Origin of the sequence: Butyrivibrio proteoclasticus P6B7, from assembly GCF_000622085.1 — a bacterium.
GTDB lineage: Bacteria > Bacillota > Clostridia > Lachnospirales > Lachnospiraceae > Butyrivibrio > Butyrivibrio proteoclasticus_A.
In genome coordinates, this window is sequence record NZ_JHWL01000021.1 from 30,193 (window position 1) to 45,913 (window position 15,721).

Annotated in this window: 10 protein-coding genes; all 10 read left to right on the forward strand. The window is 42.9% G+C overall.

Annotated elements, in window-relative coordinates; all coding sequences use genetic code 11:
• The first annotated feature begins 28 nt into the window (after nucleotides 1-28).
• The 10 genes from T541_RS0112555 (at nucleotide 29) to T541_RS0112600 (ending at nucleotide 15,699) form a co-directional block, all read left to right on the forward strand.
• Nucleotides 29-967 carry a carbohydrate ABC transporter permease gene (locus T541_RS0112555; protein WP_026653058.1) on the forward strand — a complete coding sequence of 313 codons (939 nt, stop codon included), beginning with the start codon at nucleotides 29-31 and terminating at the stop codon, nucleotides 965-967.
• Between the two features lies 1 nt (nucleotide 968).
• Nucleotides 969-1,832: a carbohydrate ABC transporter permease gene (locus T541_RS0112560; RefSeq protein WP_026653059.1), complete on the forward strand. Its 864-nt coding sequence runs from the start codon at nucleotides 969-971 to the stop codon at nucleotides 1,830-1,832.
• 19 nt (nucleotides 1,833-1,851) lie between these two features.
• Nucleotides 1,852-3,381 carry a hypothetical protein gene (locus tag T541_RS0112565; RefSeq protein ID WP_155839521.1) on the forward strand — a complete coding sequence of 510 codons (1,530 nt, stop codon included), beginning with the start codon at nucleotides 1,852-1,854 and terminating at the stop codon, nucleotides 3,379-3,381.
• Nucleotides 3,378-4,037 carry a YIP1 family protein gene (locus T541_RS0112570; RefSeq protein WP_026653061.1) on the forward strand — a complete coding sequence of 220 codons (660 nt, stop codon included), beginning with the start codon at nucleotides 3,378-3,380 and terminating at the stop codon, nucleotides 4,035-4,037. Before T541_RS0112565 ends, T541_RS0112570 begins: the two co-directional genes overlap by 4 nt.
• Before the next feature lie 18 nt (nucleotides 4,038-4,055).
• Nucleotides 4,056-6,662 (forward strand): DUF5696 domain-containing protein, encoded by a 2,607-nt coding sequence (locus tag T541_RS0112575; protein ID WP_026653062.1) that lies wholly within the window; start codon nucleotides 4,056-4,058, stop codon nucleotides 6,660-6,662.
• A 145-nt stretch (nucleotides 6,663-6,807) separates the two neighbouring features.
• Complete coding sequence (locus tag T541_RS0112580; RefSeq protein WP_242840783.1) at nucleotides 6,808-7,587, forward strand: carbohydrate ABC transporter permease; 780 nt, start codon at nucleotides 6,808-6,810, stop codon at nucleotides 7,585-7,587.
• Nucleotides 7,580-8,590 (forward strand): carbohydrate ABC transporter permease, encoded by a 1,011-nt coding sequence (locus tag T541_RS0112585; protein ID WP_026653064.1) that lies wholly within the window; start codon nucleotides 7,580-7,582, stop codon nucleotides 8,588-8,590. Before T541_RS0112580 ends, T541_RS0112585 begins: the two co-directional genes overlap by 8 nt.
• A gap of 83 nt (nucleotides 8,591-8,673) precedes the next feature.
• The gene (locus T541_RS0112590) at nucleotides 8,674-10,164 is read left to right on the forward strand and encodes an ABC transporter substrate-binding protein (protein WP_026653065.1); all 1,491 of its coding nucleotides are present in this window, start codon (nucleotides 8,674-8,676) and stop codon (nucleotides 10,162-10,164) included.
• Nucleotides 10,165-10,231: 67 nt separating this feature from the next.
• Entirely contained in the window at nucleotides 10,232-11,983 is a 1,752-nt protein-coding gene (locus T541_RS0112595; protein WP_026653066.1) for an SGNH/GDSL hydrolase family protein, read from the forward strand.
• A 176-nt stretch (nucleotides 11,984-12,159) separates the two neighbouring features.
• The gene (locus T541_RS0112600; protein WP_026653067.1) at nucleotides 12,160-15,699 is read left to right on the forward strand and encodes a DNA polymerase III subunit alpha; all 3,540 of its coding nucleotides are present in this window, start codon (nucleotides 12,160-12,162) and stop codon (nucleotides 15,697-15,699) included.
• Nucleotides 15,700-15,721: the final 22 nt, after the last annotated feature.

Sequence of the window (15,721 nt, forward strand, 5' to 3'; positions counted from 1 at the left end):
GTGTCTGGTAGTTGGGAGAAATAGAAAAGTGAAGGAATATCTGAACAAATATTTTACATTACGAAAGCATAATGCACAGGTTGCTTGGAAGAAGGCAAAAGCAAGAAAGATGTGTTACCTCTTCCTGGCGCCATACGCGATACTATTTACGATGTTCTATGTGTTCCCTGTAGTTGCATCAATCTTCTACAGCTTCACATATTACAACATACTTGAACCTCCTAGATTCATTGGACTTCAGAATTATATCTCACTGGTACTCCAGGACGATATCTTCCTGATTGGTGTTAAGAACACAATGATGATAGCGCTTATCACCGGTCCACTAGGTTATATCTTGTCATTCCTTTTTGCTTGGCTCATCAATGAGCTGCCTAGATGGATTCGAAGTATTGCTGTTGTCGTGTTCTACGCACCGTCCATTGCAGGAAACTGTTACGTAATCTTCTCAGTATTCTTCAGAGGTGATGCATACGGATACGTAAACGCCTTCCTTATGAATCTGGGAATCATCGACACAGCTAAGCTTTGGCTCATCGATCCAAAATACATGCTTCCAATCTGTATGATCGTTATTTTGTGGATGAGTTTGGGAACAGGATTCCTTTCCTTCGTAGCTGGTCTTCAGGGTGTAGACAGAGCACAGTTCGAAGCTGGTTACGTGGATGGTATCAAGAACAGATGGCAGGAGCTTTGGTATATCACACTTCCTAACATGAAGCCAATGCTTATGTTCGGAGCTATCATGGCAATCACATCATCCTTTGGTGTTTGTGAAGTAACAATGGCCCTTTGTGGATATCCAAGTACAAACTACGCAGCACGAACAATCGTAACACACCTTTATGACTACGGTTTTGACAGATTTGAGATGGGTTACGCTTGCGCAATAGCAACAGTATTGTTCTTAATGATGATTCTTTGTAATAAAGCAATTCAAAGCCTGTTAAGGAGAGTTGGAACTTGATATGAGTAAGCTAATTAAGAAAAGAAAACCAAACAGATCAATTGCCGGAGATATAGCACTTTACATTTTCCTTATCCTGGTTGCAATGGTCATGGTATTCCCAATTGTATATGCAGTCAGCAGTGCTTTGAAGCCACTTGATGAGTTGTTTAAATTCCCACCAAGAATCTTCCCACAGCATCCAACATTTGATAACTTCTCAGATTTGTTTGTAACAATGGGTAAGACTGGTGTAGTAACATTCTCAAGATATCTTTTCAACACTGTATTTATCACATTTGTTGGTACAGCAGGACATCTTATCATCGCATCAATGGGTGCCTTTGTACTTGCTAAGTATGAATTCCCAGGTGGAAAGACATTCTTCAAGATTGTCACAGTATCCATGATGTTCACAGGTATGGTAACACAGATTCCTAACTACCTTATCATCAACAAGCTTGGTTGGATCGATACCTATTGGGCAATCATAGTTCCAGCCTTCGCAGCACCAATGGGATTCTTCCTTATGAAACAGTTCATGGAAGGACTTCCAACTTCACTTATTGAAGCTGCCAAGATCGACGGTGCCAATGAGTGGACAGTATTTTCCAGAATCGTTATGCCAAACGTTAAGCCTGCGTGGATGACACTTATCATCTTCTCAGTACAGGGACTTTGGAATAACAGAGCTTCAACATTTATTTATTCAGAAGAACGTAAGACTCTTGTATATGCTCTTCAGCAGATTCAGAGTGGTGGTATCGCAAGAACAGGTCAGGGAGCTGCAGTACTTGTAGTAGTAATGATAGTTCCAATTCTCATCTTTGTTTTCTCTGAGAGCCAGATTCTTGAGACAATGGCTAGCTCAGGTTTGAAAGACTGATTTGAAAGGACTTTTAGATATGCATAAGAGGAAAATATTACTAAGAACAGCCACAGCTCTTGCTGCTGCATGCCTGGCATTGCTTTCACCGCTGAGCGTAAGTGCTGAAGAAGGAAGTTATACATACAACTACGACTACTGGGGAGACGTTCAGGATTGCCCTGATCTGTATTCAGTAAGTAAGGTTCTTACATCATCAGATCTTGGCCTTGATGTTAAACTTAACAATCCTCAGGGACTATATACAACAGACGATGGTCGCGTGTTTATCTGCGACACAGGTAATAACAGAGTAATCGAGCTTGTTAGAAAGAGTGCCGAGAGCCTTGAAGTTGTAAGGATAATCGACAAGATCAAGGGCTCAGATGTAAATACTCTGGCAGGTCCTACAGACGTAGCGGTTTCTGCAAATGGAGATATCTTCATTGCAGATCAGGGAAACGCCAGAATCGTCAAAGTGGATAAAGACCTGAATTACATTATGGAATTCGTTAAGCCTGTGGATAACACACTGGATCCTTCACTGGTATTCCAGCCAAACAAGATCGTACTTGATACAGCAGAGCGTGTTTACTGCATCGCAACTGGTATCAACAAAGGTCTTATCAAATATGAGAACGACGGTACATTCTCAGGCTTCGTAGGAGCTACACCAGTTTCCTTCGACTTTACAGACTACCTTTGGAAGAAATTTGCTTCTCAGGAGCAGAGAGCTAAGATGGAATCCTTTGTTCCAACCGAGTACGAGAACATCTACATGGACAAAGAGGGTTTCATTTACACAACAATGGCTCTTAGCATTGATAAGCCAAACGGTAACGGCGACAACGCTGTAAGAAAGCTTAACCTTATGGGTAGCGACATCCTGGTTAAGAACGGCGAATGGGAAATCTGTGGTGACCTCTATGTAGGATCTGGCGGTGGATACGAAGGTATTTCAATCCTCACAGACATAACAGTTCTTGATAACGACGTTTACGTTTGCCTCGACAGAAACAGAGGAAGACTTTTCGGATATGACGATCAGGGCAGAATGGTATTTGCCTTCGGTGGAAATGGTAACATGGATGGCTACTTCAGAAGACCAGCAGCCATCGAGCATATCGGACATGAGCTCTACGTACTTGACAGTCTTGACTGCTCAATCACAGTCTTCTCAACAACAGAGTTCGGTGAGCTGATCTACACAGCAATGGAAGAGTTCGATCTTGGTCACTACGAAGAGTCAGGTGCAGCTTGGCAGAGAGTAATGGACCTTGATGGTAACTACGATCTTGCATACATCGGAATCGGAAGATCTCTTCTTAGACAAAAGAGATACAAAGAAGCTATGAGATACTTCGAGCTTAAGTACGATGAAGATAATTATTCAAAGGCCTACAAGCAATACAGAAAAGAGTGGGTTGAGGAACACATAGTTGTCATAGTTCTTGTGATTCTGGCATTGTTCCTGATTCCTCTTTCAATAGGCAGAGTTAAAGCAATACGTCATGAAATAGATACAGCTGATATTTTTGTAGTTGGCAAGGAAAAAGGTAAAAACACATGATAGCGAATACTAAGAAGATTACAGATCCAAAAGAAAAATACATAGACTCGCTGAAGTTTTCACTTTATTGTATCTCACATCCTCTGGATGGTTTCTGGGATCTTACCCATGAAAAAAGAGGAACAATGGCAGCGGCTAATACAATCCTTATAGCTACACTTCTTGTAAGACTTTTAAAGCTTCGCTACACAAGCTTCATCTTCTTAAGAGTGTACTGGGAAGGAATCAACATTTTCCTTTACCTTGCAAGTATTCTATTTCCACTTTCACTTTGGGTATTAGGAAACTGGGGACTTACAACACTGTTTGATGGTAAAGGAAGACTTGGACAGGTTTACATGGCAACATGTTACGCCTTAGCTCCTTATCCACTGATTCAGTTCCCACTGATGATATTCAGTAACTTTGTAACAGTTGAGGAAGCAGGCTTCTATTCAGTAGTAAGTGCTCTGAGCCTTGTCTACGCAGGAATACTGGTTGTGGTGGCCATGGGACAGATACATGAATATTCAGCTGCTAAGAACATCCTCTTCACCGTAGCTACTTTGTTTGCAATGCTAGTTATGATCTTCATTTTGATGATCTTCTTTAGCATGATTTCCCAGGGTGTTGCATACTTCATCTCCCTGGCAAAGGAATTTATGTTCAGAATTTAGTGATAAGAGGTGACCGAATTGAAGACGGATAAGAAAAAAACAGAGAACAAACCAAAGAACAAAATACTTAGTGCGATTGGTAAGGCGCTTCTTTCACACATCCCTGCTTTAGTTCTTCTTGCTATCGTCATTGTGGGAGTACTGGTAATTGTGAACATCAAGCCACCAGTTGAAGATGAAGAAGGCTTCGCACCATACGCATATGCAGGCGGTGAAGATCCAGTAGTGATCGACAATGGCAAGCTTAAGCTTACCATGGATCCACTTACAACAGAATTCACCATCGAAGTTAAAGATTCAGGTAAGATCTGGTACTCAAACCCACAGAACGTTGAGGATGACACAGTTGCTCTTACAGATGAGAAATCTCTTTTGCAGTCAACTCTTGTAATGAGCTACTCAATCACACAGGGTCTTGAGACAACCTATAACTCATATCAGTACAGTGTACAGAACGGTATCTACGAGATCATTCCTGGTGATAACGAGATCAGAGTTAACTACTCTCTTGGTAACGTTGAGAAGGAATACGTTGTTCCTCCAGTACTTACTCAGGAGAATTGGGATAAATGGACAGGCCTTATGGAGGCTAAGAACGTAACCTTCATCGGTGAGTATTTCAAGAAGTACGATATCAACAAGCTTTCCAAGAAGGACAACAAGGACGAGCTCCTTGCCAGCTATCCATCTCTTGCAGACGGCGTTATCTATGTTCTCAGACCAACAACTAAGGAGAACGTAAGAAAACAGATTCAGGAAATCTTTGAAGCAGTTGGATATACTTACGATGATTATCAGGCAGATAAAGAGCTTGATATGGCTGAAAAGACATCTGATAACCCTGTATTTAATGTAAGCGTTATTTATAAGCTCGACGGCGATGACCTTGTAGTTGAAGTTCCTTTCGAGGATATGCAGTACGATGAGGAAACTCCTATCTACACAGTATCACCTCTTCCATACTTCGGAGCAGGCGGCCCTAACGATAAGGGTTACATGCTGGTTCCTGAGGGAGGCGGAGCTCTTATCAACTTCAACAATGGTAAGACAGCCCAGAGTAGTTATTATACAAACCTCTATGGTTGGGACATGTGCCTTTCCAGAGACGCAGTAGTACACAACACAAGAGCGTACTACGGAGTATATGGTATTTCAGAAGGAAATGATTCCTTTATCTGTGTTCTTGAAGGCGGTAAGGCCTATGCTTCAGTAAGAGCAGACATCGCAGGTAAGAACAACAGTTACAACTATGTAAATGCAGTTTACAGCGTATGTCAGAGAGAACAGTACGACGTTGGTGATATCGCTAACAGTGAGATCTACGAGTACATCAAGGATCTTCCTAATGAGACAATCACTCAGAGATATAAATTCATCCACTCTGGCGATTATGTAGACATGGCAAAGACCTATGGTCAGTACCTTCAGGATCAGTATGCAGGCTATATGGAAATGCAGACAGAAGCCAGCACTCCTGTAGCAATTGAGATCGTTGGAGCAATCGATAAGGTTAAGCAGGTTCTTGGTGTTCCAGTATCTAAGCCACTTAAGCTTACAACTTATAAGGATGCAACCAATATCGTTACAGACTTAAATAATTCCGGAGTCTCAAACATGAGCGTCAAGCTCACAGGTTGGTGTAACGGCGGTGTTAAGCAGAAGATGCTTTCATCAATCAGACCAATCAGATCACTTGGAAGTAAGAAAGACCTAAAGAACTTTGTAAATACAGCAAGCGGCCTGGGGGCTGATGTTTACTTTAACGGCATCACACAGTACGCAGTAGATAGCAATATCTTTAACGGATTCTTCTCCTACAGAGATGCAGCTAAGTTCATCAGTAAGGAGAGAGCTCAGCTCAGGGATTACAGCAGAGTTACATACGGTGAGAGAGATGACCTTGATCCATACTTCCTTCTCCACACAGAACTTGCTGAGAAGATGGCTAACAACTTGGTAAAGACATCAGCTAAGTATGGCGCAGGTGCTTCCTTCGATGATCTTGGAATGGATCTTTCATCTGACTTCTATAGGAAAAAGACCTATTCAAGACAGGAAGTTCTTAACAGACAGGAAGAACTCCTTAAGGGATATGCTGATAACGGTAATCACCTTATGATCAGCATGGGTAACGACTACGCAGTACCATATGTAAATATGGTAACTGGAATGGATCTTAGAGGATCTGAGTACACAATCCTTGATGAGTGTGTTCCATTCTTCCAGTTGGCAATCCACGGAAGAGTAAGCTACACAGGAGATCCAATCAATATCTGCGGTAACGAAGAGAACGAGATTCTCTACAGCGCAGAGTACGGCGCAGGTTTGTACTTCACATTCATGGAAGAATCTTCATTTGCAACACAGAAGACTCTTTACACACAGTATTATGGTTCTACCTATGATGCTTGGAAGGCAGACATGCTTGAGATTTACAACAGATATAACACAGAGCTTGGACATACCTTCAATCAGGAAATGGTTGGACACGACAACCTTACAGCTGATGTTTCCTGCACAGAATATGCAGATGGAACTAAGGTCTATGTCAACTATGGTTATAGCGAATATGTAACTGATAACGGAGTAAAAGTTCCAGCAAGAGATTACGTTGTTGTCAGGTAAGGAAGGGCACTAAGTTATGAGTAAAAACAAAAACAAATTAGCCGGACTACAGAAACGTAAGGCAATATCGGGTTATCTTTTTATATCACCCTTTATCTTCGGTTTCTTAGTCTTCATGATTAAGCCACTTTTCGAATCCTGTTACATGAGTTTTTGTAATGTAAATCTTGAAGCTGGAAAAGTAACAAAGACATTAGCAGGACTAGTAAATTACAAATACGCCCTCAGAGTAGACCCTGAATATTTCAGACTTCTCACAGAAGAGATTTCCAGAATGATGGTTTACTCTCTGGCGATCATAGTATTCAGTTTCTTCGTAGCACTTATTCTTAACCAGAAGTTCCACGGAAGAGCACTTGTAAGAGCAATCTTCTTCCTGCCAGTTATCCTTTCTTCCGGTGTTATCATCGGACTTGAGTCTAACAACCAGCTTATGGCTAACCTGGCACAGACCATTGAAGATTCAGCAAGTGGTGTAAGTGTAACAGCAGCTCTTGAGAGCATTCTTAGAACAGCTGGTGTAGGTGTAAGAGCCTACGAGAAGGTCTTCGAAGTAATTGATAACATCTACGATGTAGCACTTGCTTCTGGTATCCAGATCATCATTTTCTTATCTGGACTTCAGACAATCTCATCAAGTATGTATGAGGCAGCTGATATCGAAGGATGTACAAAGTGGGAAAGCCTTTGGAAGATCACATTCCCAATGATCAGTTCACTTTTCCTTGTAAACTGGATCTACACAGTAGTTGATTTCTGTATGAGATCAGATAACTCAGTAATTGAGAAGATTCAGACCGTTATGGTTCAGAATCAGGAATACGGAAATGCATCGGCAATGTCCTGGATTTATTTCCTTATTGTTCTTGCCTTTGTAGGAATTACATCATTCTTCATTTCAAAGAGGGTTTATTACTATGACTAATGTGGAAAATAAAGCAGGATATGCAAAGCTAAGCTTTTGGGAAAGAAATAAGTTATCTGGCGGATATCTTCTTAAGAAGATCGTTGGAGAAAGAGCAGTAAGTATCATCAGATTCATTCTTCTGTTTGGTATGTGCTTCCTTATCATCCAGCCTATTTTAAACAAGATCTCAGTCAGCTTCATGACAGAAAAAGATCTTTATAACCCAATTGTTGTTTCAATTCCAGAGCACTTTACGACAGGTAACTACAGACTGGCTGCTGAGCTGATGAATTTCAAGCAGGCTGCGATTAACTCACTTTTGGTTTCATTTACTATCGCACTCCTTCAGATTGCCATGTGTACAATAGTTGGTTACGGATTCGCAAGATTCGAATTTCCTCTTAAGAAGTTCTGGTTTGCATGTGTAATCCTTGTAATCCTTATTCCACCACAGACAATTGCCAGCTCACTTCACCTTCATTTTAGATATTTTGATATTTTGGGTATCTTTAAACTGTTAACCGGTGATACAATAAACTTACGTGGTTCTAAACTTCCATACTACTTTATGAGTGCAGGTTGTATGGGACTCAAGAACGGTCTGTATATCTACATGATCAGACAGTACTTTAGAAACATTCCTGGAGACCTTGAAGAGGCTGCATACGTTGATGGCTGCGGAACATTTAAGACATTCCTTAGAATCATGCTTCCACAGGCTAAGCCAATTCTTACATCATGTTTCCTTTTCGCCTTTGTATGGCAGTGGACAGATGGTTTCTATTCAAGAATGTTCCTTGGAAATACCAAGCTCGTAAGTACAGCTCTTTCAAGAATTGTAGATAGTCTTGGTGCATATATTCAGAGAATTAACGGTGTTAAGACAACTATTTCAGTTGCTTACTCTAACTGTATCCTTTCAACAGGAACACTTATGATCATCGTTCCTCTTATTGTTCTTTATCTCTTTGCACAGAGAGCATTCGTTGAGAGTATCAGTAGTACAGGTATTAAGATGTAAATGTATTGGTTCCACCGGGCTTTTGCCCGTTAAAACAAACAAGCCCTTATGAAGGGGGTTACATTACTAAGGAGGATTTTAGTATGAGAAAGTCTTTAACAACAAAGGCTACAGCCATTATCACAATGGCAGCTATGCTCTTTAGCATGGCAGGCTGTACAAACGGCGCACAGAATGCTGGCGGCGAGACACAGCCAGACACAGCAGGTTCTGAAGCTACAGAAGCAGCAGTTGATGGAGCTTCAGAGGCTGAAGAAGTTGCATCTGCAGGCGATGGATATGATCCATACGTTGAAATTAAGGATGCAGACGGAAACACAGTTGACCTCGGCGGAATGGAAATCATCATCCGTGACTGGTGGTCAGGTGACCCAACAGAACCACAGAACGATTATGAAGAGGCTCTTCAGGATTACAGAGATTGGATCCAGGAGACATACAACTTCACAATCAAGCAGCAGGCTATTTCTGACTGGGGAACAACACCTCAGGATTTCGTAGACTATGCTACAGCTCCAGATGAGAATAACTACGTATTCATCGTACGTGATGACCCAGCTATCACATCAGCTATGGCTAACGGTCTTATGTATGACCTTTCAACTCTTGACTGTCTTGATTTCTCAGAGGACAAGTTCCAGAGAAACCTTCTTCACGAGCAGTATTCAAAGGGTGACGCTATCTACGCTATGTTCGCTGGATATTCAGAGGCTCGTACAGGCGTTTACTTCAACAAGAGACTTCTTACAGACGCTGGTATCGATCCAGAATCAATCTATGACATGCAGGCAGATGGAACATGGACATGGGATGCATTCGAAGATCTTCTCTCAAAGGTTCAGAGAGATACAGATAACGATGGTGTAATCGATGTTTATGGTCTTACACTTAACGAAGGTGTTATGACAACACAGGCTGTATTCTCAAATACAGGTGATTACATTGGTAAGGATGCAAGCGGTAACTTCACATATGACCTTGAGAATCCTGAGACTCTTGAGGCTCTTGAGTGGACAGTAAACATCTTCACAAAGTATGACGCAGAAGTTGCTAACCCAGAAGGCGCTGAGTGGGATTACTACAAAGAGCAGTTCGTTAACGGTCAGGCAGCATTCCTTGTAGAGGATGAGTATGCAGGAACACCTGGTAACTTCCTTGAGGATATGCAGGATGAAGTTGGATTCGTAATGTTCCCTAAGGGACCTAAGGCTTCTGACTACATCAACGTTTGGTCAAACAACCCAGCATGTATCCCTGGTTGCTACGATGCTGACAGAGCTTGGAAGATCGCATTTGCTTGGAACCTTTACACAAATCCACCAGCAGCAGAGTACTATGACTACAACGGATATCTTTCAACAGCAAGAAACGGTATCTTCGATACAAGAGCCGTTGACGAGACAATCACAATGATGACTGAGAAGGGAACAATCGCATTCCACGGAATGGTTCCTAACCTTTCACTTGGTTCAGACTTCGTATGGAACATCACACCTGGTTGTGTAGTTTCAGAGCAGGTTGAAGCTATTCGTGATACATGGAAAGCATATGTAGATGATGCTAACAGCAAGTAATTAGTTTTACGATTATTAGGGGCGGCATATCTATGCCGCCCTTTTTATACCAAAAAACGGGGGAGTTATGGAAGCAGTTGCATTAAACAAAAGACCAAAATCAGGCCCAATCGCACCAAAGGATCCAATTAAGAAAAGACCTTATTTCTTTATCATGCAGGGAAAAGAGATATATGGTGCTCCAATGCCTGACAAAAGGGGTATTCAGTTTATATTTGAAGACAGTGGGAGACTTATTGATTCTGCCAAGATAACAGGTAATGTCAAGGACCAGGAAATACTTGAGCTTCTTAGAAGCGCTAAGGGCTTTAGGCGATTAGTGCACAGTGTGGGAGTAAGTGTAAGCTCAAGAGTAAGCACAGACAAGGTTCATTTCGTTCTTCAGATGTATGGAGAACATCAGGAGGACAAGGCCACAGAACTTACAGCAGATCTTAGCTGCGATGGAATGGAATATGTCATCAACCTTGAAGATATAGATTTCATGCCAACTGACAAGGAAGTGGGTCAAATCCGATTTGAATTTGATACACCTGGAATTCAGGCTACAACAGACGTGTGCTTCTATCTTAACGATGGATTTACAGCACCACCACAGACCACTGAGACCAGTGTTGACTTTGCTTCTGATAACTACAAGAAAATGATAGAGCGAAGCCTTATGTATGCAGGCAATGTTTCCCGTCTTGAGAAGGTCTTTGAAAAGGCCGGATCAGGAGAAGAACTTACCCTGGCATTCATCGGAGGCTCAATAACTCAGGGAGCTGGAGCTGTTCCGCTTCATGAGAGAAACTACGCCAGAGTATTTACCGAAGCCTTTGAAAAGAAATATTCTCAAAAGGGTAAGGTTAAGCTTGTTAAGGCAGGTGTTGGAGGAACCCCTTCAGAGCTTGGTATGATCAGGTTCGAAAGAGATATCCTAAGACACGGTCAGGAAAGACCTGACATTATTGTTATTGAATTTGCAGTTAACGACGAGGGAGATGAGACCAAAGGCGTATGCTATGAGTCTCTTGTAAGGAAGGCATTGTCTCTTCCATGGCATCCCGCAGTAGTTCTTTTGTTCGCAGTATTCTCCTTTGACTGGAATCTGCAGGACAGACTTGGAGTTGTAGGAACCAGATACAACATTCCTATGGTAAGCATCATGGATGCTGTAACTCCACAGTTTTCACTTCTTCCTGAAGACGGAAGAGTTATTTCAAAGAATCAGTTCTTTTACGATCAGTACCATCCAAGTAACTTGGGACACAGAGTAATGGCTGACTGTCTCCTTAACCTGATGGATGCTGTCAACGAAGGACATTGCAAGAGTGAAGGCGAAGAGAGGAAGCTCTCTGATATAAGGCCAGCGATTGGTAACGACTTCGATTACATTTCACTTCTTGATAGAAAAGAGCTGCCTATGCTCAAGGAAAGATACAGAATATCCGGTATTGAGCTTGGTGATTTTGCAGATGTGGATAAAGAGGTTCAGATGGCGGAACTTGATTATTCAGAGGATGGATCTCCTCAGTTCCCATACAACTGGGCTAAAACCTCCAGCGAATCCACTAAGAGCCCATTCAGGATGAAGGCTCTTTGCAGTAAGCTTCTTCTTGTGTTTAAGGACTCAGGAAGCCCTGAATACGGCACTGCTGAAGTATATGTGGATGGCAAGCTATGTCTTGTGGCAGATCCACTGGTAGTTGGCTGGACTCACTGCAATGCTCTTATTGTATTAAATGAGAAAGATGCAGCCATTCATGAGATCAAGGTCTCAATGAAGGAAGGCTTTGAAGATAAGAAATTTACAATCTTAGGATTTGGAATAGCATAGGAATAATTCAAAAAATCTTGCCTGGATATGTTATTATCTAAAGGTAAGATTTTTTGCTTTTACAAAGCAAAAAATAATTATGCGCAACTCGTGGAAGGGAAGTTATTGCATACGCAATCCACTCGTGCGCAAAAGATTTGCGAGCAAATCTTTTATAAAATTTTTGGGGGAGATGAATGTCATTTGCACACCTACACGTCCATACAGAATACAGTCTTTTGGACGGTTCCAATAAGATAAAAGAATATGTGAAAAGGCTTAAAGACCTTGGTATGACCGCAGGGGCTATTACCGACCATGGCGTTATGTATGGCGTAATAGACTTCTATAAAGCCTGCAAGGATGCTGGGATCAACCCTATCCTGGGCTGCGAAGTCTATGTGGCTCCAGGTTCCAGGTTTGAAAAAGAGTCTTCTATAGAAGATGAGAGATATTATCACCTGGTTCTTCTTGCTGAGAACAACGTGGGCTATGCCAACCTTTCCCACATCGTCAGCAGAGGCTTTACAGAAGGCTATTACTACAAGCCACGAGTTGATATGGAGCTTCTTGAGCAGTATCACGAGGGCATCATTGCAACCAGCGCCTGTCTTGCCGGCGAGATTCCAAGGAACATCGTAAAGGGCATGAATGCCAAGGCTAAAGAGGCTGCTTTGCGCCTTGATAAGATCTTTGGCCATGGCAACTTCTTCCTAGAGCTTCAGGACCACGGAATTCCTGAGCAGAGAATGGTTAACTCTGCCCTGATGGCTCTTTCTCAGGAGCTTGATATTCCTATGGTTGCCACAAACGACTGTCACTACACCTACGCTGATGATGCAGAGGCCCATGACCTCCTTCTTTGCATCCAGACTGGTAAAAAAGTTACAGACGAAGATCGTATGCGCTACGAAGGCGGTCAGTACTACGTTAAAAGTGAAGAGGAGATGAGAGCTCTTTTTCCATATGCTCAGGAAGCCATCGACAACACACAAAAGATTGCGGACAGATGCCATGTGGAGATTGAGTTTGGCGTAACCAAGCTCCCACATTTCGATGTGCCTGAGGGCTATGATTCCTGGACATATCTTAATAAGCTGTGTCTTGATGGACTTCATGAAAGATATCCTGAGGATGACGGAACCCTTAAGGAGAAGCTTGACTACGAGCTGTCTGTCATCAAGAGAATGGGCTATGTTGACTACTTCCTTATTGTTTGGGATTACATCAACTACTGTCGTGAGAATGGCATAGCTGTAGGACCGGGAAGAGGTTCTGCTGCAGGAAGTATTGTTTCTTACTGCATGCACATCACCAACATAGATCCTATCAAGTATGATCTTCTCTTTGAGCGATTCCTTAACCCGGAACGTGTATCCATGCCTGATATAGACGTGGATTTCGAATATGAAAGGCGCCAGGACGTTATCGACTATGTAACGGAGAAATACGGCGCAGACAAGGTTGTTCAGATCATCACTTTTGGTACTCTGGCAGCTAAGGGCGTTATCAGGGACGTGGCCCGTGTTATGGACCTTCCCTACAGCTACGGCGATCAGATTGCCAAGATGATTCCTAACGAGCTTAACATCACACTGGAGAAAGCTCTTTCCATGAATCCTGAGCTTCGAACCCAGTACGAGACTGAACCTACAGTGCACAAGCTCATCGACATGTGTATGAAGCTTGAGGGCCTTCCAAGGCATACCTCAATTCATGCGGCCGGCGTGGTTATCTGCCAGGCTCCTGCTGAGGATCTGGTGCCTTTATCAAGGTCTGCAGAAGGTAATATCACAACTCAGTTCACCATGACTACCATCGAGGAACTGGGCCTTCTTAAGATGGACTTTTTGGGTCTTCGTACCCTTACTGTTATCAAGGACGCTGTCCGATTTGCCAATGAATCCCTTGGAGTTAAGGAAGGCGATAAGGGCTTCATTAATATAGATGAGATTGATTACGATGATCCTGCGGTTCTGGGCCTTATCGGAAGTGGTAAGTGCGACGGTATCTTCCAGCTTGAATCTGGTGGAATGCAGGCCTTCATGAAGGAGCTTAAGCCCCAGTCCTTAGAGGATATCATAGCGGGCATATCTCTTTATCGCCCAGGCCCAATGGATTTCATTCCTAAGTATATTGCAGGTAAGAACGATTCCGGCTCCATCACCTACCAGACCGGCGAGCTTGAGCCAATCCTTAAGCCTACCTACGGTTGTATCGTGTACCAGGAGCAGGTTATGCAGATCGTTCAGCAGCTTGGTGGCTACACTCTTGGTAGAGCGGACCTGGTTAGACGAGCCATGAGTAAAAAGAAACAGCACGTTATGGAGGTTGAGCGCGAGAACTTCGTAAATGGTAATGAGGCTGAGGGCGTTCCTGGCTGTGCTTCCAAGGGCATTCCAGCTGAGGTTGCCAACGCAATCTACGATTCCATGATGGACTTTGCTAAGTATGCCTTTAATAAGTCCCATGCTGCCTGCTATGCAGTGGTTGCCCTTCAGACAGCCTGGCTTAAGTATTACTTCCCTGTAGAGTTCATGGCAGCCCTTATGACCTCCGTCATCGATAACTCCGGCAAGGTTTCAGGCTATATCATGAGTTGCAGGAATATGAATATACCTCTTTTGCCACCAGATATTAACGAGGGCTTTGACGGCTTTTCTGTTGCTGAGATCGATAGAGAAGACGGGGACAGGGATATTCCTGGGGCCGTTAAGACCTGTCCTGATAATAAGAAAAAAGCTATCAGATACGCCCTTACAGCTATCAAAGGCGTAGGAAGACCAGTAATTGCTTCTATAGTTAATGAGAGGCAGTTAAGGGGCAAATTTAAGGATCTCAACGACTTCCTTACAAGAATGGATGGAAGCGAGGGAGACGTTAATAAAAGAGCCGTGGAGAACTTCATCAAGGCGGGAGCCTTTGACTGCTTCCCTGGCACCAGAAAGCAGCTTATGACGGTTTATTCCGTTATTATGGATCAGATCCACTCAACAGGTAAGAACAGCATGGCTGGTCAGATGACCCTGTTTGACATAGCTGGAGAGCAGGATAAGAAGCAGTATGAGATCCAACTCCCCAATGTGGGCGAATTCCCAAGGGAGCTTATTCTTGAGTTTGAGAAGGATGTACTTGGCATCTACGTCAGTGGACATCCTCTTGAAGAATACGTTTCCATGTGGAAAAAGAAAATAACCAATACCACTACAGACTTCTATCTTGATGATGAGACAGGGGAGCCTATCGTCAAAGACGGCAACAATGCTGTAATTGGCGGTATCATCAGCGAGAAGAAGATCAAATATACCAAGAATGACCAGATCATGGCCTTTATCACCCTGGAAGACCTGGTGGGCTCTGTGGAAGTTATCGTATTTCCTAAGACCTACGAGGCTAACGCAGGGCGCCTTAACGAAGATGGCAAGATCTTCGTGGAAGGCAGGATTTCTGTGGAAGAGGACAGGGATGCCAAGCTCATCGCCAGCAAGATTACTATGTTTGACGAGGTTCCAAGGACTCTCTGGATCCGCTTTAGCAACAAGGAAGAGTATGAGGCAGCTGAGGAGAGGCTTATCCAGATGCTTAGAGACAGTGATGGCAAGGATGAGGTCACAATCTTCCTTACAGATACCAAGCAGGTTAAGAAGCTTGGAAGGCAGTACTCTGTAAAGGCGGATAAAGCTCTTTTAACAGCTCTGGAAGAGCGATTCGGGGCTGAAAATGTGCAGCTGGTGTGATGGATATGAGATATTGATATGA

Excerpts from the sequence above, each read along its gene's own strand:
- T541_RS0112570 (WP_026653061.1), top strand. The coding sequence starts at position 3,378 with ATGATAGCGAATACTAAGAAGATTACAGATCCAAAAGAAAAATACATA.
- T541_RS0112585 (WP_026653064.1), top strand. The coding sequence starts at position 7,580 with ATGACTAATGTGGAAAATAAAGCAGGATATGCAAAGCTAAGCTTTTGG.
- T541_RS0112580 (WP_242840783.1), top strand. The coding sequence starts at position 6,808 with ATGAGTTTTTGTAATGTAAATCTTGAAGCTGGAAAAGTAACAAAGACA.
- T541_RS0112560 (WP_026653059.1), top strand. The coding sequence starts at position 969 with ATGAGTAAGCTAATTAAGAAAAGAAAACCAAACAGATCAATTGCCGGA.
- T541_RS0112590 (WP_026653065.1), top strand. The coding sequence starts at position 8,674 with ATGAGAAAGTCTTTAACAACAAAGGCTACAGCCATTATCACAATGGCA.
- T541_RS0112600 (WP_026653067.1), top strand. The coding sequence starts at position 12,160 with ATGTCATTTGCACACCTACACGTCCATACAGAATACAGTCTTTTGGAC.
- T541_RS0112565 (WP_155839521.1), top strand. The coding sequence starts at position 1,852 with ATGCATAAGAGGAAAATATTACTAAGAACAGCCACAGCTCTTGCTGCT.
- T541_RS0112595 (WP_026653066.1), top strand. The coding sequence starts at position 10,232 with ATGGAAGCAGTTGCATTAAACAAAAGACCAAAATCAGGCCCAATCGCA.